13 protein-coding genes are annotated in these 19,924 nt (G+C 49.3%); 7 read left to right on the top strand and 6 right to left on the bottom strand.

What is annotated here, in order from left to right; all coding sequences use genetic code 11:
- Positions 1-2 precede the first annotated feature (2 nt).
- The 4 genes from NG792_RS16695 to NG792_RS16680 all read right to left on the bottom strand — a co-directional run bounded on the left by NG792_RS16695 (position 3) and on the right by NG792_RS16680 (position 7,823).
- A complete protein-coding gene (locus tag NG792_RS16695) occupies positions 3-659 on the bottom strand; it encodes a ribonuclease HII (protein ID WP_435387585.1) in 657 nt (218 codons plus the stop codon).
- A 336-nt stretch (positions 660-995) separates the two neighbouring features.
- Positions 996-3,098 (bottom strand): ribonuclease E, encoded by a 2,103-nt coding sequence (gene rne, locus NG792_RS16690; RefSeq protein WP_261198093.1) that lies wholly within the window; start codon positions 3,096-3,098, stop codon positions 996-998.
- 1,019 nt (positions 3,099-4,117) lie between these two features.
- A complete protein-coding gene (locus tag NG792_RS16685) occupies positions 4,118-6,754 on the bottom strand; it encodes a TIGR03960 family B12-binding radical SAM protein (RefSeq protein WP_261236125.1) in 2,637 nt (878 codons plus the stop codon).
- Between the two features lie 733 nt (positions 6,755-7,487).
- Positions 7,488-7,823: an STAS domain-containing protein gene (locus NG792_RS16680; protein ID WP_261198091.1), complete on the bottom strand. Its 336-nt coding sequence runs from the start codon at positions 7,821-7,823 to the stop codon at positions 7,488-7,490.
- Positions 7,824-8,172: 349 nt separating this feature from the next.
- Here NG792_RS16680 and NG792_RS16675 point away from each other — a divergent pair, with 349 nt between their 5' ends.
- Both NG792_RS16675 and NG792_RS16670 read left to right on the top strand, forming a co-directional pair.
- Complete coding sequence (locus NG792_RS16675; RefSeq protein ID WP_044197591.1) at positions 8,173-8,367, top strand: hypothetical protein; 195 nt, start codon at positions 8,173-8,175, stop codon at positions 8,365-8,367.
- A 225-nt stretch (positions 8,368-8,592) separates the two neighbouring features.
- Positions 8,593-9,765, top strand: coding sequence for a pyridoxal phosphate-dependent aminotransferase (locus NG792_RS16670; RefSeq protein WP_261236124.1), 1,173 nt, complete (start codon positions 8,593-8,595; stop codon positions 9,763-9,765).
- Between the two features lie 131 nt (positions 9,766-9,896).
- Here NG792_RS16670 and NG792_RS16665 read toward each other — a convergent pair whose 3' ends face one another.
- A complete protein-coding gene (locus NG792_RS16665) occupies positions 9,897-10,283 on the bottom strand; it encodes a hypothetical protein (RefSeq protein WP_261236123.1) in 387 nt (128 codons plus the stop codon).
- Between the two features lie 1,056 nt (positions 10,284-11,339).
- On the opposite strand from NG792_RS16665, the gene NG792_RS16660 reads away from it, so the two are divergent.
- The 3 genes from NG792_RS16660 (at position 11,340) to sds (ending at position 16,423) form a co-directional block, all read left to right on the top strand.
- On the top strand, positions 11,340-13,127 hold the full coding sequence (locus NG792_RS16660; protein ID WP_261236122.1) for an N-acetylmuramoyl-L-alanine amidase: 1,788 nt from the start codon (positions 11,340-11,342) through the stop codon (positions 13,125-13,127).
- Positions 13,128-13,328: 201 nt separating this feature from the next.
- Entirely contained in the window at positions 13,329-14,192 is an 864-nt protein-coding gene (gene murI / locus NG792_RS16655; protein ID WP_261198138.1) for a glutamate racemase, read from the top strand.
- Positions 14,193-15,451: 1,259 nt separating this feature from the next.
- Positions 15,452-16,423, top strand: coding sequence for a solanesyl diphosphate synthase (gene sds, locus NG792_RS16650; RefSeq protein ID WP_261198087.1), 972 nt, complete (start codon positions 15,452-15,454; stop codon positions 16,421-16,423).
- A 571-nt stretch (positions 16,424-16,994) separates the two neighbouring features.
- On the opposite strand, the gene NG792_RS16645 is transcribed toward sds, so the two are convergent.
- Positions 16,995-17,489 carry a hypothetical protein gene (locus NG792_RS16645; RefSeq protein ID WP_261236121.1) on the bottom strand — a complete coding sequence of 165 codons (495 nt, stop codon included), beginning with the start codon at positions 17,487-17,489 and terminating at the stop codon, positions 16,995-16,997.
- 91 nt (positions 17,490-17,580) lie between these two features.
- Between NG792_RS16645 and hetZ the strand changes: the two genes are divergently transcribed.
- Together hetZ and NG792_RS16635 are read left to right on the top strand one after the other, a co-directional pair.
- Entirely contained in the window at positions 17,581-18,750 is a 1,170-nt protein-coding gene (gene hetZ, locus NG792_RS16640) for a heterocyst differentiation protein HetZ (protein WP_261236120.1), read from the top strand.
- A gap of 11 nt (positions 18,751-18,761) precedes the next feature.
- Entirely contained in the window at positions 18,762-19,898 is a 1,137-nt protein-coding gene (locus NG792_RS16635; RefSeq protein WP_261236119.1) for a hypothetical protein, read from the top strand.
- Positions 19,899-19,924: the final 26 nt, after the last annotated feature.

Raw genomic sequence — 19,924 nt, 5'->3', positions numbered from 1 at the left:
CTTCAAACTCCCCCTATCCGACAAGGGGCAAACGATCGCCTATGTTGTCGCGAGACCCCATACTGTTGCAATGCCTGAGTATGTTTCGCCGTACCATATCCTTTATTACTTGTCAAATCATACTCCGGATATTTCTTCGCCAAGCGCACAATTAAATCATCGCGCCAGACTTTTGCCAGAATACTGGCAGCAGCAATCACTAAAGAATTGCTATCTCCTTTAATCATCGTTTGTTGGGGAATTCCTAAATTAGGAATGCGCTGATTGCCGTCAATTAAACAAAACTCCGGTTTAACTTGCAGTTTATTAACGGACCGTTTCATCGCTAATAAAGAGGCTTGTAAAATATTCAGGCGATCGATTTCTTGGACTGATGCCATGCCAATTGCACAGGCGATCGCCTCCTCCCGGATCAGTTTTGCTAATCGACAGCGTTGGCTATGGGACAGCTTCTTACTATCCGTTACCCCCGCTGCCTTCAACAGTATAGCCGCCTCATCGGACAAAATAACCGCCCCTGCTACCACCGGACCAAACAAACAACCCCGTCCCACTTCATCCACCCCAGCAATTCTGTCATTTTGGGGCGTTTTATTGGGATTTTTACTGTTATCTGAGACATCCCAAAGACTAAGTTGTTGCGGCACATTTAACGGCACAATTTTGTTGGGGGTAAACAATTATTCAGGTTTAAAAAAATTTATTAATACCAAATCCCGGTACCAAAAATCATTTTTATAGAGTAGCCCGCGCAGGCGGGCTTTGTACGCAAAAGCCCCACCCTTCAGGGTGCGGGTTTTTATTTTGAAAACCGGATTCTATATTAATACCAAATCCCGGTATCAAAAATCATTTTTATAGAGTAGCCCGCGCAGGCGGGCTTTGTTCCTATAGCCCCACCCTTCAGGGTGCGGGCTAAAGCCTGGATATAAACAAAAAGATTGTCCTTGGAGCAGTAAAATAACTCCCCAAGGACAATATTAAATCAAACCGAACTAACCTTCTGCGGCAGAAGAACGACGACGGCGACGACGAGGGGGGGACCCAGCCGAATTATCCTCATTGTCTTCCTCATAGGATGATGCGGAGATGTCCTCATCATCATCAGCATCTGGCTGATGAACCGGAGCAAAATTCTCCTCGGGAGAGTCCTCCTCGGGAGAATCCTTCTCGGGAAATTCTTCCTCTACATCCGCCTCTGCAATCGGTTCTTCATCTTTAAAACTCGGTTCGGAGAACGAAGAAACCGAAGAAACCGACTCTCCTGGTTCCGTCACCGAGATGACGGCTGATTTGGAAAGTTTCACCTCTTCTTCCCGGAGGATCAACGGAGAAATCCCCATCAGCGCATAAACATCTTGCTCTTCCGGTGTCATTTCGACGTGAATCACCTCTGCCGGTTCATTCACCTTCTCATAATCGCGGAAACGGCGACCCCGTTCCGATCGCTCGGGACGATCCTCTTTAGGCGATCGCACATCTCGCTCATTCGTCAGCGCATAAGTGGGAGCGGGCACATAAGGTTCGGGTTCCGTCCATTCCGGTTTCGGTTCCCGACTCGCCGGTAAAATCGGCGAGATACTGCGAACCGCCGCAGGTTTTACCGTTGTTTCCTCCGTTCCTTCACCTTCACCCGCATCTAAGCGACGACGACGACGACGGCGTGGGCCTCCTGGACCCAATTCTTGATAGCTGGGATGATTGAGTAGATCCAACTCCGATACTTCCGTCGCTGGCTCGTAATCTGGGATATCGCGGACCGTCGGTTCCGGGACGCGAGTTTCCTTAACCGGGGAAGGGACCACCAGGCGATCGCTTATATCTGGGAGAATCGGCTGCATCGGTTCAATCGGACTTTCCCCTTCTCCTGGCAGATGCACATGATGTCCTGACCCCCCACAAGTCGGACAAGAGCGACTAAACAACTCATACACATTCTGACCTTGGCGCTTGCGCGTCAGCTCAACCAACCCTAACTCAGAGAGTTGAGCAATTTGCGGTCTATTTTTATCCGCTTTCAGGGCCTTATTGAAATGCTCCAGAACCTGCAATTGGTCGCGACGGGAGTCCATATCAATAAAATCGACAATAATCACCCCGGCAATATTCCGTAACCGCAATTGACGGGCGATTTCCGTCGCTGCTTCACAGTTGGTCCACAAAACAGTTTCCCGGGAAGTTGCCGATCGCGTAAATGAACCCGAGTTAACATCAATCACCGTCAGCGCTTCCGTCGGCTCAATAATAATGTAACCCCCAGACGGTAAATCTACCCTCGGTTTCATCGCTTCGCGAATCGCCGCATTCACCCGGAAATATTCCAAAATCGGAGTGCGCTCGCGGTGTTCATCAATTAACACCCCCGGAGGCGTTTTCCCCCCATTCCAAATCATCAACTGTTGCTTAACGCGCTTCACCCCAGTGGTAGCATCCACCACAATGCGATTCACATCAGCGCTGTACATATCCCGAAGCACGCGCTGAATAAAATCATCATCTCGATTCAACAGTGCCGGAGGACGGATTGTCGCCGCTTCCCGTTGAACATCCTCCCACTGTTTTTGGAGAAACTCTAAATCTTCTAAAATCGCCTCTTCGCCGACCCCTTCAGCTTCGGTGCGGACTAACAGTCCCATCCCGGCAGGCTTGATTAAAATAGCTAAGGCTCGGAGTCTGTTCCGTTCCGCTTCCGTGCGGATCCGGCGAGAGAGATTCACCCCGCGACCAAACGGCATCAGGACTAGATATCGACCGGGAAGGGTAATATTCCCGGTCAGGCGGGGTCCTTTATTCCCCGTTGGTTCTTTCATGACTTGGACCAGAACTTTTTGTTGGGGTGACAAGAGTTCCGTGATGGCTCCGGAGGAGCGTTTTAAGCGCAAAGGTCCAAGGTCAGTAACGTGAATAAATCCATTGCGGTCCGGATCGCCGATGTTCACAAAGGCTGCATCTATCCCCGGTAGGACGTTTTCCACTACTCCGAGATAGATATCACTGACTTGATGCGTTCCGGTGGCGACAACGAGTTCCTGAATCTGATCTTCAGAAAAAACAGCAGCAATTCTATACTGCTCTGCGATAATAATTTGCTTCGGCATTCAATTTCCTCAAAACTTGGCTATGAGCTATCACCAACTTCAGACCTAAAGTCGAGTCTCTACGTTTACTGGGTTCGCTCGTGGCATCAAAAGCCCAGTACGACCGATGACCGCTTCCTATGTAGCTATAGAAAAAACGAAACTTGATTTTCTAGGGTGTCGGGACAGTAGAGGGAAGACAACAAGGGTTCTTGACAAAATTTATGCTGGCGAAAGCGAATTGCTTTGGGCCTTAAACCCAGTTTTTTGTCCTGTTTATCTAATACTGAACCGACCCACTAGGGCGGAAAATTAATCTTTGATATCCCTCGTTGGGTCCAAGCTAGAGCTATTGCCGAAAAGCCCGTGACCGAAGCGATCGAATCAATAGCTACGATGAAAAGGGTATCCCGACTACATTCGTAGAATACTTTGGATTCCCTCTGGCGAAAGAGTGGGTATCCAATCCCTCTTGCGAACTGGCAAAGAATACATCTAAATTCTGAAAGTTTTGGCGGCAGGGAATGATGACCAGCATCTCGTGCTTTGGCATCTATCTCGTGCGGCTACGTTCGTAGAACTGCTAAATTTCGCCTCTCTACGCTTGGTCCAGCCACAACTACCGAGGTGATGATTGCCCCTTTAACACTGTAGTGACTGTATAGAGAACAGAAAGTGGGAAATTAATCTTGACAAATTTACCCTGAACGGCTTCGCACTTAGCCAGAAAGGGGTATCACAACATAAGGGTCCCACAGGAGAACAGCGACCGGCTCTGTCTCTGTTGCTTTCTCAAAACTTGACCCGTTTTAAAGGTCCCTTGGCTGTTTGTCTTGATCGAATGCTCTCTATGACGATGGCTTTTTCAAAAGGCCCTTCAACTTTTTACCCTGGTCTGACTCAATGTGACTCAATTTGGACGAGTTTAAGGCCGGAAACCCTAAACGTTCTCAAAGGCTGAGTTCCTGTCGCTTCAGGTAGGGATGGGTTGGGCCATCGGGTTATATTTTAGCAGAATCTCGCATAGCGGTAAATAAATTTCAGATTTCAGCCAAAATCAACTGTTTTCGGTGAGCGTGCAACAGCTCAAACTCCCGTTTTGCCATACGTTCAAACATATAGAGGATATGGGTGGGACGTAACAGGGTCCCGTCATGACGGCAACTTCCGAGAACGCGGAGGGTACAAGTCAAGGCATCCCTTGACACTTCAATTTGTTCCAATTCCAATAGGCGATCGCGCAGATTCACCCATTTGACTTTCCCTCTTTTGGTTGTATGTTCCCACTCAATTTCCTCAGCCGCCAGAATTTCCGAGATCCACTGCTGCCAGTCTGACGGTTGCAAAGCTACCTCGGGATCTGACAATGGGGTTAAACCCACTCGCAGGATATACTCGGCGCGGTCCAGGATTTGGCTCGCGGAAGGCGCTTTCACTGCCACGGACTCAACCCGATAAATCGGCAGGTCTGCCGGAAGTTGAGCCGCCAACCTTTCCCGGAATTCCTCGGGATCCATGAGTTCAGTCAGTTCAAAATCTACGATTTCGCTTTCCGAGGTGTAACCCAGGGTGAGGGCGTTCGCCGGTGAAATTCGAGGTCCCGGATGATATCCCCCGGTGAAGGAGACTGGTAAATCCGCACGGCGCACGGCGCGATCAAATAATCGGAGTAAATCCAGATGGCTGACCAATGCCATGTCACCTAGTTTACCCATCCACAACCGCAATCTTTGGACGCGATCGGTGTTAGGCGAAAAGTGACCAGCAAAGGGAGGAATCGGTAGGGGTGCAACTACGATATTGTGACCAAAGTCAACACCACAGACCCCACAATGGGAGCAACCCTCAAAAGAACAGTCGGGAACCGTTGCCGCTGCCAGTGCCAGCTTGAGATCTTCTTTCAACCAGTTTTTATCAATTCCGGTATCTAGGACATCCCAGGGCAAAGGGGCATCAAGTCGAGCATCAAAGTCGGTGCTAGTGCCGTCCATGACGTTCCATTCGCCATTTTCGACCTGGCGGTATTTCCAGCTTAAATCGGATTCGGCGATCGCCTGGGTCCAGGCTCCAAAAGCCCGGTCCAAACTTTCCCACCAAGAATCCATCCCCGCACCCAGTTCCCAAGCGCGACGCACCACCGGCGCTAAACGGCGATCGCCTCGGCCCACAAAATCTTCCATTGCCGAGATCCGCACATCCGTAAAATTGGCCTTCACCCCTCGCATTCGGCGAAATTCCTGGCGCAGCAGGTCCTGCTTCCGCATAAATTCAGCCGTAGAGACGGAATGCCATTGGAATGGAGTATGGGGTTTCGGCGTAAAGTTAGAAATCGTCAAGGTGACCTCTAACCGCTTCCCTCCTAGGGTACGACACTCCTGTTGGAGCCAATGGACGGTTTCGGCAATTCCGAGAACATCCGCGTCGGTCTCTCCAGGTAAGCCGATCATAAAATAAAGTTTGACTTTATTCCAGCCCTGTTCGTAAGCGGTTTTAATGCCCCGCCACAATTCTTCGTTGGTCAGTCCTTTGTTAATGATATCCCGCATCCGCTGCGTTCCCGCTTCTGGGGCAAAAGTCAGCCCACTGGTCCGGGTGCCTCCGAGGATATTGGCAATATTTTCATCAAAGCGATCGACCCGCTGGGATGGCAGGGAGAGAGAAATATTTTGGTCCTTGAGTCGGTTTTTGATTTCCATTCCCACCGCAGGCAATGCCAGATAGTCGGAACAACTCAGGGACAATAGGGAAAATTCGTTATAGCCGGTAGCCCGCATTCCCGCTTCGATCGCCTCGATTACTTGGTCGGGATCCACATCTCGGGCGGGACGGGTGAGCATTCCGGGTTGACAGAAGCGACAACCCCGAGTACATCCCCGGCGAATTTCCATCGTCAGGCGATCGTGTACCGTTTCCACATAAGGGACCAACCCGATGGAATAGGCAGGAATCGGGGTGGCAACTCGGCGCAATACCCGTTTCGGCACTCCGGGACGGTTGGGATGCACGGATCCATCCTCCGCCATATCGTAAAACTGGGGAACGTACACCCCGGGAACTTGCGCTAAATCAAACAGCAATTCTTCCCGAGTCAATCCCGCAGCTTTGCCTTCTTCCAGCACTAACCCAATTTCCGGCAGAAGTTCTTCCCCGTCACCGAGGGCGATAAAGTCAAAGAACGCGGCGTATGGTTCCGGGTTAGAGGTGGCGGTTTGGCCCCCGGCGAATATGAGGGGCCAGCTTCCGGCTTCCACGTTCCAGGGACCTGGACTAGAACGCTCTTGGGCGGTTAGGGGAATGCCGCCCAAGTCCAACATTTCTAAGATATTGGTGGCCCCGAGTTCATAACTGAGGCTGAACCCGAGAATGTCAAATTCCGGCAGCGATCGCTTCGACTCCACGGAAAATAAAGGAGTCTGAGTATTTCGCAGTTTCAAAACCAGGTCCGCACCCGGTAAATACGAGCGATCGCAAAGCTGTCGCGGTTGGGCATTCAAAATGTTGTATAGAATCAAATGCCCTAAATTGGAGGCTCCTACCTCATAAACTTCTGGATAGGTGAGCACCCAACGCACAGCGGCACTTTCCCAAGGTTTATGCACCGCCCCCAACTCATTACCCAGATAACGAGCGGGTTGTAATATGTCTGGGGTGAGGAGTTTCTCTACTGCAACTGCCACGGCAACTCTCTACTTTCTAATGGTTCTCGATGCCCTTCATCAGGGCCACGTCACATCCAGTCCATACTGATGCGCCCTTCGAGCCTCTTTATTTTATACGCTTGCAGGGAAGGATGAAGGCTTAACACTCAAGACTCCAAGCTCAAGGCTGAAGAGATTCTACCAGGACTGCCCCATCCATCCCCTCTCTAGCTCAAGACAATTCATCTACTGCCCCCTACATCCTGACTTCCATCTCACGAAATCATCCATAAATCCGGGTTCAAAGTCACCATTTCAGTCGTTCTCTTATCTTCAACGTCACGACTTCACTCATTAATCCTCGTTCATAGTGTTTGAAAGGCAATAAAACCTACTCACTAAAAATCAAAGCAGGATTAAAAGTCTTTGACGGACAGCTATAAGCCCGTCTTGTAGCTGTTGGAAAATGCTCCCGGGTCTAAAAGCGATGTAGGGGCGGTTTATAAACTGCCCCTACATCGCATCAGGCTCACTCTATTCAACTTTTTGAAAATTAAATAATCTGAAGTTGTAAACTGTTAAAGACTTTAATTAATTACTCCTGAGCGCGGGTAAAGCATGAACCGTTAACTCTTAGTTCCCCATGCAAAAGAGGCAGACCCCCTTGCTTTTAAGCTTTCCAGGAATTTGCCCCCGTTGAAATGGAGTTTTTAGACATCCTTAAGTTAATTGAATCAAAGCCTAATTTACCTTTAACAGTTCAGAAATAGTTCTAATTCAGAACGGCTTCAAATTCCGCCCGAGTTTCAAATAGCTCAAATACCCGATCAAGTTGAGTGATTTCAAAAATAATCCGAATCGATGGAGAGACGCCACATAAACTAAAGCGGCGGTTGAGCCGGTGGGCCAGACTCATCGCTGAAACTAACGCCATCAGTCCCGCACTATCCAGAAAATTTACATTTTCCATATCGACCAGAACCGTAGAAGGGATCGAAGACTGGACGACTGTGGTTAGTTGAGTTTGAAGTGCAGCCGCATTAGAGGCATTGAATTCACCCTGTAACCGAACTAAACTAATTTCGGGACTGGCAACATTAGTAAGCATTTGTTTAACCTCGACTGAAGCCTATTTTTTGTAAATTTAACATCTTCTTTTTATAATTTACTATAGGTTGCGGAAAATCTTCTATAGAGGGGGAGTGGTTTCGTTGAATCTTTTTATTTAATCCAGGTTTTATAAAGTTTTCATTAAGAAGCTCTAAAACGTATTAAATTATACTCAATCACCTCCGTAATTTCCGCAAGTTCAGAAAAATTGGGGGGAGGAGCAGGATATCACAGATGGTCGAATTCTTATGCGATCGAAATCACCAACAAAGCCCGTATCTTATCACTCGCTCCGATTAAGATTCCGCCGACAATGACAGATGTATCGAGTTCTCCCGATCGACCCCATGCGAGGTACCGCAGTGATTCGTCAACTGGTAGAGAAAGCGCTCTATATCAAGCAGCTAACTCCAGATATCGAAAATGGTATCAACTCTGAGTTAAGCCGTCTTGGTTATATCGATGATGTAGATTATGAAGCCTTGGAATTATTAATGGCAGAAATGGATGCAGGTCGGATTCAATTAGTCGCAAGTCGATAACAATCCAACGCGATCGCCTCCAAAACCAACCCCCAACAAAAAAACAGCCTTCAATCGGTTGCAACCCCTGAATCGGGGTGCATTGGACCCGCCAACCGACCGCTCAGGTCCCAGCCTTACTGGGCTTGTTTCCCCTGGTAAAAAAGAAACTTTAGGGGATCAAAAAGTGCGGTAAACTGTCTTCAGGTTTTTTTATGCTGACCTGGATCGGGTTGTCACGTCGTCATGCAGTTTGCCAAACGTTTAGAGAAAATTCCTCCCTATCTATTTGCGGAGATTGACCGCAAGCGCAACGAACTCATTGCCAAAGGGATTGACATCATTAATATGGGAGTCGGCGATCCGGACAAACCGACTCCGGCACATATTCTTCAGGCTATGCATGAGGCGATCGAGGATCCCGCCACCCATAACTATCCCCCGTATCAGGGAACGAAGGAGTTCCGGGAAGCAGCGGCGCAGTGGATGGAAAAACGCTTTGGGGTGAAAGGATTAGACCCAGACCAAGAAATTGTCTCTTCAATTGGCTCGAAAGAAGCGATTCATAATACCTTTTTAGCCTTTGTCGAACCGGGAGACTATACCTTAATCCCAGATCCGGGTTACCCGGTTTATCGTTCCTCGACCCTGTTTGCCGGTGGCGAACCCTACGTCATGCCACTGACCCCAGAACGGGAATTTTTACCCGATTTAGAGGCGATTCCCGAAGAGGTGGCGCGGCAGACCAAATTATTGTGGATTAATTATCCCAGCAATCCTACTGGGGCGATCGCCTCTTTAGAATTTTTTGAAAACTTAGTTGCCTTTTGCCGCAAGTATGACATTTTGTTATGTCACGATCATGCTTATGCAGAAATGGCTTATGACGGCTATAAACCCCCCAGTGTCTTAGAAATACCTGGTGCCAAGGATGTCACCCTAGAATTTCACAGTTTGTCGAAAGCCTATAACATGACGGGATGGCGCATCGGCTTTGCTGTGGGGAATGCCAAAGGAATTCAGGGATTACGACAGGTGAAATCTAATGTAGATTCGGGAGTGTTTAAGGCTATTCAACGGGCGGCGATCGCCGGGTTTTCAACTACAGAAGAAGAACTACAATCGGTGATTTCCGTGTATCAAAATCGCCGAGATATCTTAATTCAAGGGTTACAATCTCTAGGTTGGCCGATTTCACCACCGAAAGCCACACTCTATGTCTGGACTCCCGTTCCCCCGGGCTATTCTTCGGCGGAGTTTGTAACTTTGCTATTAGAAAAATGCGGCATTATCGTTCCCCCAGGGAACGGATATGGTGCGGCAGGGGAAGGCTTTTTTAGAATTGCTTTAACCCTAACGGAAGAGAGAATAATTGAGGGGATTCACCGCATGAAAGATGCGGGAATTCGGTATCAATAAGAAAGCGGTTGTAGGAGTTGGAGGCGATCGCTCTTGACGGGTTTCCCAGAGCATCAAGGACGGGAGAATGGGGGGAAGAAAGCGGGTTTCTGCACCCTGTAGTGATGTTCTAAAAACCCCCAAGGCGATCGCTAACACCCCTCAAACGCTTCAGGGTGGGCTTGCCAAACCTGTTGAACAAACGATCTGAGGCGATCGTGGGCGATCGCACAGAACCCGGGTTCTTGAGGAGGAAAACTTTGCAGTTCCGTCAATAAAGGAATCACTTCCGTATCCAGGGCCAAGCGGAATAAACTTTGAGGCCAGACCAGATCCGCACCCTGGCGTAGATCGTACAGTTCCCGGGATTCATCTGGAAACGGCGGACGGGTCAGGACAGGACCTACAGCCAACATCAGGGGCCTCAACCATAACATCGAACGAGTTGCCAAAATTTGAATGACTTCTGCATAGAGGCAAGTTTGGTGATATTCGAGACAGACAATCTGGCAAGGTTGAAAAGAACAAGAAAACTGCATGAATTAGTTTTACAGCACCCTAAAAATGGAACAAAAAACCGGGATTTGGCGGGAGTTGAAATCCGCGACCGGATGAAGACCTACAACATAGCTTTTATGGGTAGAGACCTCTTGCATCATTCCGAAGCATTCCCCGGGCGAACCTAATGGGGGTTAGGGCATCTAAAAGAGGGGACTGTGGGAATTGAAACGGGAGATCTCATTTTGAACCGCTAAATCGCTCAACTATTTGTTTAGCTAAAGCCACTGCATTCCCGCAGTTGAAAAAAATACAGTGGATTCATCAAAAAACCCTATCACTATTTTAAGCAAAAGTGGCTAGTTTTAGGGATACCTTCGCCTTGGACCCCTAGCTGAAAAACTCTGCGGGAGGAACGCAATTTGTACTCAGGCAATGGTGCATCCGGAGAACTAGGTTAGTTCCCTGAAAAATGTTGGAAACCTGAGAAGGCGGCGAGCGCGAATGGCTGTTCAATTCCGAGTAGGGCATCCCCACTCGAAGAGTAAGCTGTTTCTTTCTGAGGGGTTCCAAAACTTATCAGGGTTCAAAGCATTACCCCCTAAAAGTCGTTTAAGCTCGAACTTTTTGGTGGGGCAATTCTAAAAGTGCCATGAATTGACCCCTTAAATAAATCCCGATCTACTCCACCAGAGGAAATCCTAAAGCTCATGAAAATGGTTTGCCTCTCCGGGTCAGCTAGATATAATAACTTACTCACGGGATTGAGTTGGCATTCGAGATCGGTCCAAATGGGGTTGACTCCGGAAGAAAAATGTGGAAGGTGGTGTAGCCTCCCTCAACAATGGCCCAGGTTGAGCCTGCAAGGGTTCCTCAGCGAGGTCTTTTAAAAAAATTAGAGAAAAGGGTAGGTTACGCTTGATAGGGACAAAACTTCCACCTTGGCTGATGAGAACATGATATCGTTCAAGCCAGTCTTAAGATTATGTTAATAAACTGAGGCTTATAAACCGTGGGAGGGTGCTGATGGCAAGTGGGCCATCAAAGCCCCTGTTAACCTCTATGGCTGTACTATCCGCAAACACAACATTTTCATTATGAGAAATTGGGTGAAACCGCAAATATTTTCTTGGCTACTCCCAACAGCAACTGCTGTGTTCCTACTAGCCGCTCCCGCGCAAGCGGCTAGGCTGGAATATTGGCGTTTTGATACGGAGCAAAACCGACTGCACTTTACGACTGCCGGAGGGGTTCAACCCAAGGCGCAATTAATCGCTAATCCCACGCGCCTTGTTATTGATTTGCCCGGGACAACCTTAGACCGTTCGGCGGTGACTCAACCCGTGGGCAGTTCAGGTTTCCAGTCTATTCGGGTGGGACAGTTCGAGTCAGACACGACGCGATTAGTGATTGAATTAAGCCCGGGTTATACGATGGATCCGCAACAGGTGCAATTCCGGGGAATCAGTCCCACGGAATGGACCGTTGACTTACCCACACCCCAACGAATTGGGGCGCCATCGAGTGGATCGGCGGCTGCCGCGCCACCGGCGCGATCGGGCAGCGGAGTTCAAATCGAAAATGTTCAGGTGACGCCGGATGGATTTTTTATCCGGACCCGAGGGGGACAGCCTCAAGTCAAAATGGAGCAAAGTAGCGATCGCTCCTTATATGTAGATCTCCCCGGGGCCACCATTTCCCCGAACATGGGGTCACGAGACCAACTACTCGATCGCCACGGTGTCGCTCGCATGAGTGTCCGACCCCTGGAAGGGTCCACTCCTGGAGTGCGAGTGACCTTCATCTTATCGGATACTAACTCCAATTGGCAGGTCACCGCGAGCAACTTGGGTGGCGTGGTGGTTCTGCCCGGTCCTCAAGGTTCCAGGGTTGGATCCGGATCTGTGGCAATGGCGCAGAATCCGAGTAGCGATCGCATCGTCACCATTGAACGGGTTGAACTACAACAAGATGGGTCCCAAATTTTAATCCAGTCCAATCAACCCTTCACCTACACCAGTGAATGGGACCGGGCTTCCGGAGCCTATCGCATCGTCATTCCCTCAGCCCAGTTAGGCAATGGGGTCCAACCTCCTCAATCTACTAATCGGGGTGCTTTTTTATGGGTAAAGTTGCAGCAAGAAGACTCCCAAACCGTAGCAATTCTGGTACAACCCTCAGCCGGGGTGCGGATTGGACCCCTGACCCAACCCAGTCCCCAATTGCTCTCGGTTACCTTACAACGTCCGGGTAACGTCGCAGCGGCTCCTAATTCCAGGACCTCAATTCCCACCGCGCCAGGACCGATGAGTTATCCTGCCCCCTCGCCGATGCGATCGCGCGATGGACGGCGAGTCGTGGTTATCGATCCGGGACATGGCGGTGGGGACCCCGGCGCCGTTGGCATTGGGGGCATCCAAGAAAAGGAAATCGTCATGGACATTTCCGAACAAGTGGCGAGACTTTTAGAACAAAATGGTGTCCAAGTGGTCATGACTCGTCAGGATGACCGGGAAATCGATTTAGCGCCTCGGGTTCAACTGGCTAACCGGGTCAATGCAGATATTTTTGTTAGCATTCACGCCAATGCGATTGATATGAGTCGCCCGGATGTGAATGGCATCGAGACTTATTATTATGCCAGTGGTCAGGCTCTGGCCCAAACCATTCATAACAGCCTCTTGCAAGGGACTGGCGCTCGCGATCGCCGGGTGCGGCAATCCAGATTTTATGTCTTGCGCCATACCTCCATGCCTGCGGTATTACTGGAAGTCGGATTTGTCACAGGTGCGGAAGATGCACCGCGTCTGGCGAATGCAGCTTACCGCACCCAATTAGCCCAGGCGATCGTCCAGGGTGTTCTACAATACCTGCAAAATCCCTAGTCTGCCTATTCCTCGGAAATCTTTCTGAAAGATTCCCGAATTTGGGCTGCTGAGTGCTGATTTTTAACCCATACACTTGAAGCAAATCAACCACCCGTGTCTAACTTTTTTGAGTCTGACCTGCGTCCCTTGCATGACGATTCTCCAGGACAAAGCAATGGGTTTGTCCCCAATACTGGCTCTAACTATCTCTCCAGTTCCATTGCGGGTTCCCATCCCTATACCCCCGGGGCTGATGGCAACAACCAAAGACCTAGAATAGGGGTTTTTGACAGCGGTCTGGGGGGGCTGACTGTCTTGCGAGAAGTCTATCGCCAGCTTCCCCAGGAATCCATTCTTTATTTTGGGGATACCGCTCGCCTTCCTTATGGCACTCGCTCTCAAGCAGAAATTGTCCAATTTGTGCGCGAGATTCTCTACTGGATGATGACACAAAACGTCAAAATGGTCATTATGGCCTGCAATACCAGTTCCGCTCTGGCCCTGGAAATGGTGCAAGCAGAGTTTCCAGTGCCGATGTTGGGCGTCATTTTACCGGGGGCTCGGGCTGCGGTGAGTCAAGGTCGCCGAATTGGGGTGATTGCGACCCCGGCAACAGCGGCAAGTAATGCCTATCGGCGTGCAATTCAAGAAATGAATGCAGAGACGCGGGTTTGGCAAGTGGGTTGTCCAGAGTTTGTCCCTTTAATTGAAGGCAACCTGATTAATGACCCTTATACGATGGAGGTGGCACGAGAATATTTGGCCCCTCTACAAGAGCAGCAAATCGATACGTTGGTTTATGGCTGCACCCACTATCCCCTTTTAGCGCCGGTTTTCAAGAGTATTTTGCCGAGTTCGGTCCAGTTGGTGGATCCGGCTGTTCATGTGGTGGCAGCAGCGGCCCGGGAGTTGGAGATGTTAGGGTTGGCAGAGACTCGTCCGGCACTCCCCACTCGATTTACGGTGAGTGGTTGTGCTCAAGAGTTTGCTCAACGGGCGGTTCATTTACTCGGCTGTACTCCCGTGGTGGAAAAGGTGTGTTTACCTGTATTAGAAGGTCAGCCTTTGCCAGTGGAACCTTGATCTACGGGCTGATCCAAATTGGGTTGAGCATCAAGGCGGCTTTTTGCCCAATTGAGATTCGGTTTGGGCCGTCTTTGTTGATAAATTTGGGTTTTCTGGCTCCTAGGTTCTGGGGTTTCGATGAGGCGATCGCCCCAGGGCTATCTATCCTACATTAGAGGGCCCGGGAATTTCTGAGGAATAACTGGACTCGAAAGCGATCGCCACTCAGCTTGAGTGCGATCGCTCTGCTACTAGAATCGTTCTCCTGCATCTGAATCCCGCAGGAACACCGCTTCAAGGTCTCGAACTTGACCCTTTTGCGTGTCGTCCTGCCAAACTCAAGAGCAAATAAATGGTTAGCAAATAACCTGTTGCCAGAACGGGAATAATCAAAGGCATATCAGTGTATGTCATAGTACGGCCAGAAATGAAAGCGCAGGAGTCGTCAAGGAAAATAGTCATAGGAATTTTCAGCACTTTCAAGCACAATTGGCTTCAAAATACTGACATGGCCCTTGCAGGACCCATATAGTCACTCGGTGAATACCCCTTTCTCAATCTTGAGGACCTAGAGAGGATTTGCCGAACCCCTCAAGTTACTGCGGTAACCCTCAAAGCTGGAAATACATCCCTTCCAAAAGATATCTATCGTTCTGGGTTTTCTACGGACCCCAAGGATCCCGAGCCAACGAAACAGGGTGAATGAGAGTGGTGAATGCCAAACCCCATCCCATCGGTCTTGCGGTGACGCAGAAAAACCTACTCTAGGTTTTTCGGGGTTTGGGCTACTCCTTGCTTTCCCAAAACAATAAGCTGCTTGGGAGCGAGCGAAACACAAGAAGCGATCATCAAAGAAAATCCAGACTGAAAGCCACCCGCCTGGGGTTTACTGAACGTAACCCACCCTGGGTTTTTTTCTCATCCTCTGACCAAATTTACATCCCCAGCCCCAAGTCACCTAGGAGAAGTTCTGATTTTTAAAATCAGTTACCTAGCTAACAATCTATTACTTGACGGTTGCCGGGAGGGAAAATAAACTGGGTAGCGTCGCTACGCTTATGGATGGAATCTTTAAATTCTTACTTTCTACCCTAACACAAGCGGGTCAAGTTTTCCAGGGTTTCTGAGATTTTATTTAACAATTCTTTATAAAGAGGCCAAGACATCGGTCCGATGAGCTTTTCAGGATATTTTTACAAGAAAAGTGTCGGATCGGGAGAGGCTTCGCTTAGAATATATGTAAAATTTCGTAACTTTACGTCTGAGTCGGCCTATCCATGACCTCAACCACCTCCCTATTTTCCCCGGTTGAAGCAGACCTGCGGTTGTTAACCGAGAACCTGAAACAGCTAGTTGGTGCCCGTCACCCCATTTTGTTCGCTGCGGCGGAGTACCTTTTTGGGGCCAAGGGAAAACGGATGAGGCCAGCAATTGTGCTGTTGCTCTCGCGGGCCTTGGCACCCGATGGAGAGATCACCCCTCGTCATCGCCGATTAGCAGAAATCACGGAAATGATCCACACGGCTAGCCTAGTCCATGATGATGTAGTGGACGAATCGGAACTCCGCCGAGGAGTGCCGACGGTTCATAGTCGATTTGGCAATCGTGTGGCGGTGTTAGCCGGGGATTTCCTGTTTGCTCAATCGAGCTGGTATTTAGCCAACTTAGATAACCTAGAAGTGGTCAAATTGCTCTCGGAAGTGATTATGAATCTAGCCGAGGGAGAGATTCAGCAAGGGCTGAATCGATTTGACAGCAGCTTAGGGATTGAAGCGTACCTAGAAAAAAGCTACTATAAAACCGCCTCCTTAATTGCCAATAGTTCTAAAGCGGCGGGTATATTAAGTGAGGTAGATGAAGAACTAGCCGAAAACTTCTATCAATATGGACGCCAGATTGGTCTAGCGTTTCAAATTGTGGATGATATCTTAGACTTCACGGGTTCAACGGATGTTTTGGGAAAAAATGCGGGTTCGGACCTCAGCAGCGGCAATCTGACGGCACCGACGTTATATGCGTTGGAAGAGAAACCCTATTTAGAGGTTTTAATTGAGCGGGAGTTTGCCGAAGAGGAGGATTTAGCCGAGGCGATCGCCTTGATTAAAGACTCCAATGGCATCCCACGTGCTCGGGAATTAGCCGCTTTCCATGCTCAGGATGCGGTCAAGCACTTAGAGGGACTGCCCCCGGGGGAATGTCATCAAGCCTTGGTAAAGTTGGCGGATTATGTCCTGAGTCGCTTGTATTAGCAATGAGCGTTCAGCCGGTCGGGTGGATCCTTATGTAGCAAAATCGCACCGCAGATGAACCGCTAACGGTCCGTTGAGGGTGTTGAGGGTTCTAAGGCGATCGCCGTCGAGGGCTCTAATTTTCAACGGGCGCGATCGCGCTTAACCCTTTTTAAAGGAAATTGCGATCGCTCTTAAAGTTGCTCAATTTCCCTGCGTCCTTTCGGGACCTCTGCTGCGGCAGTGACACCGAAACTCCGGAACGAAGGAGTTTGCCCGCAAGGGTCAATTGCTTAGGCCCTTAGCCCAATGAACCGGGAGCGTTTTTGTGGAATAGATCCATTAATACGGTGGAAATATTCACCCGACAACCGATTTAACAAAGCGGTTGCCCGGTTAACAGAGTGCTAAACAGAAAGAAAACTCGACAGAGGCCCCATCCAATAGCCCTCACCATCCGGGTGAGCAGGACTAGCCCTTTGCCATCTAGCTATTTCTCCCGACTGTTCAGGGGAGAGTTACTCAAAAAGGGCTAACCTGACTAAACTGAGACTCCCCTCGAACCAATCCGAGGCAGCCCCCTGGGTCGGAACTAGGCAATATCCGGCGGGACCGGGCGAGATTTAAGCGGATTGGATGGGGATTGCAGATGTTGTTGTAACTGTGCTTGAATCAGGGTTTGAAGGTCCTGACGACGGACCTCCGTCCCGGCAGAAACATCTCCTGATTTTTCAAAAAAAACCACACTATCGAGGGTATCAATTGCCACCATTTGAAATAAAATATGAATAACCGGGACCGGCACAGCCACTGCTTGTGAATCTTTGGGAGCATAAGCACCGTTGCTGGCGTCCTTAACTGAAGGAAAAGCATAAATTACCTGTTTCTCCAGATCAGGTTGAGCGCGATTGCGTAACGCCGTCACCATCCAACGTTGATTAAGAGTTTGCAGGATATAATACTGGGAATGGCGCAATTGCAAAGCCAGTTGCTTCAACGCTGGCGCGATCGCAGCCACGATACCAGGAGTTTGACCATCTTGGGGTGCATTGTCAATCAGAAGCTGAACTTGTCGATCTAAATTCATTGTTAAATAGGTCGAGCTTTCTATCATCCATTTAAGTTTAGCTGTAGTCATCCCTAGCTGGACTAGGGGGTTGATACTTAACAAAACCACCATGATGGGAAAAATCGAGGGGCGCGTGGAAGAAGATATTTTTCAACTTCTATTTACAGAACTCCAGCAAAATACCCGTTCTTCTGACCAAAAATGCCGGGAAGTCGCCGATCGCATTGCGGCAGAAGTTAACCGGATTTGCCAAGAAAGTCAAAGAATTAAAGCATCAGGAGAAGAAGAAAAATGGAGAGTGACTTTATCGCGACATCGCTTACAGCAATGTCTGTTTTATTATAATTTTGGGGCGCGAGGGGGAAGAGTTGAATTACACAGTACCCTCAGTGCGATGGTTTATCGCTACATTACGCCGCCTCAAATCCAATCGAGTTATCAAGCTCGCTTGAACTTAATCGAAGATTTTCTGCAAGGATTTTATGTGGAATCGTTAAATGCGTTTCGACGGGAAGCGCAACTGGAGGGGACCTTTTCCCCCACGACCTTGTTAGAACTGTCGGAATATATGGCATTCACTGAACGGTATGCTAAACGGCGGATTCCGCTATCGGGAGGGCGATCGCAACAACTGCTGATCTTGCGAGCACAAACCTTTTCCCAGCAGCAACCGCCCGAAACAACCGTGGATATGGAACAGGCTGCCGAAGGGTCCTCCCTAGACTCAGACCAAACCTGGAATGACTCCTCAGTGCAGCAAGTGCGAAATGCGATGGTTGATCGCGATCTAGAGCCTGCTGATGATTCCTTACGCGAAACCGTCATCAAAGAAGTGCTGGCTTACCTGCAAGAGAGAGGACAAAACGACTGTGCGGACTATTTTATTTTGCGATTGCAAGATTTACCCACTAATGAAATCGAAGAAATTTTAGGCGTGACTCCCCGACAGCGGGATTACTTGCAGCAACGCTTTAAATATCATTTGATTCGATTTGCCCTCTCTCACCGCTGGGAACTGGTCCATGAATGGTTAGAAGCTGATTTAGAGCGAAACTTAGGGTTAACCCCGGAACGGTGGCAACAATTTCAAGACAGCCTAGAAGATCCCCAACGGAAATTACTCCGATTAAAGCAACAAGGCGCGAAGGATTCGGACATTGCCAAACTCTTAGAATGTACGGTTAACCAAGTGCAGAAACGGTGGTTTAGACTATTAGAAGCCGCATGGCATCTTCGCAACGAGCGCGATTCCGGAAATAATGCATCTACAGATGAATAGGGGGGTAAGACATGGATAGGGACGAGCAAGTTTTTCAAAACCTTGCCAACTCAGAAGCTATTCAAGAGCGAATTCTCGGCTGGCTGTTCCAACTCTGTGAGCCAGACTCGATGCCGCAAATGGAAGAGCTAACCAGTCCGGAAACACCTCCGGAAGCAGACTTAGACAACCCTTTAGCTCAGAATAACTTAGACCCTCTCGATTCTGAACCAATCGAGCGATCGCCCTCTATTGAGGGTAAATCAGAAGCAGGGTTTACCGAACTGGACGAGGGAGTGAGTCTCAACGGAGAGCGACCACTTAAACCAGGAGAGATACCTGCCGTGCAAGACCGTTTTTACACACTTGTGAAACGCCGACTGGAAACTGAAATTCAACATCATCCCCCCCTATTTCCCTGGGAAAATGAACTGTTGGATTACGAACCTGAATATTTAGATTTTCCGGAAGAGAAAAAAGTTCCGGCTTTCGATTGGTTGACCCAGTTGCCCTTGTTGAGTTTGCCCGTCACTCTCCCGGCGACTGTCCTCACCCAACTTTTAGAAGAATGCCGGGTTCTGATCCAATCTTCCTTGCAAGATGGCGCTAAATTAGTTCGGGCAGTAGAAGGATTATTTCCCGATCGCCGTCCTCAACTGCACCAGTTAGCGGGATGGGCCCTGGCGATGTCTCCCACCCGTGGATCCAGTGCAGAGGCGATGAATCCCCTAGCCAGTGGAACCGTTGATTTTCCCCCCACCTACGAAGGGGCCAGTGCGGATCAGCAAATGGTCCTTTGCTTACTGGCGGCCCGAGAAATTATGGGGACCCTGACCTTAAGCGTGAGTGCTTCGGGAGGGCCAGTGGAACGACAATGGCTCACCAGTGCCGGAATGTTGAGCATTCGGGTGGAATGTGTGGGGAAACTGAATCAGGACCCCTCTAAACAGACTCAATCCCTAGGATGTCTGCGAGTCCGGGGCGAATTCCCCTCTGGTGGGACCTTGCAACTGCGCGGGGGTGAGGCTCAGTCTACCACCTCTCGTCCCAATGCCGGATGTTTGCACGTTGAACTGTTTGAGCCACAACCAGACTGCTCCTATTTATTAGAAGTGCGCTTCCATAACGAATACCATAACGCCCTGACCTTTGTGGTGCGTCTCTCCTAGAAGGAAGGGGCAACGTCCGCATTCAT

The sequence above is a fragment of the Laspinema olomoucense D3b genome, from assembly GCF_025370785.1.
Lineage (GTDB): Bacteria > Cyanobacteriota > Cyanobacteriia > Cyanobacteriales > Laspinemataceae > Laspinema > Laspinema olomoucense.
This window is presented reverse-complemented; position numbering and strand designations above follow the sequence as displayed.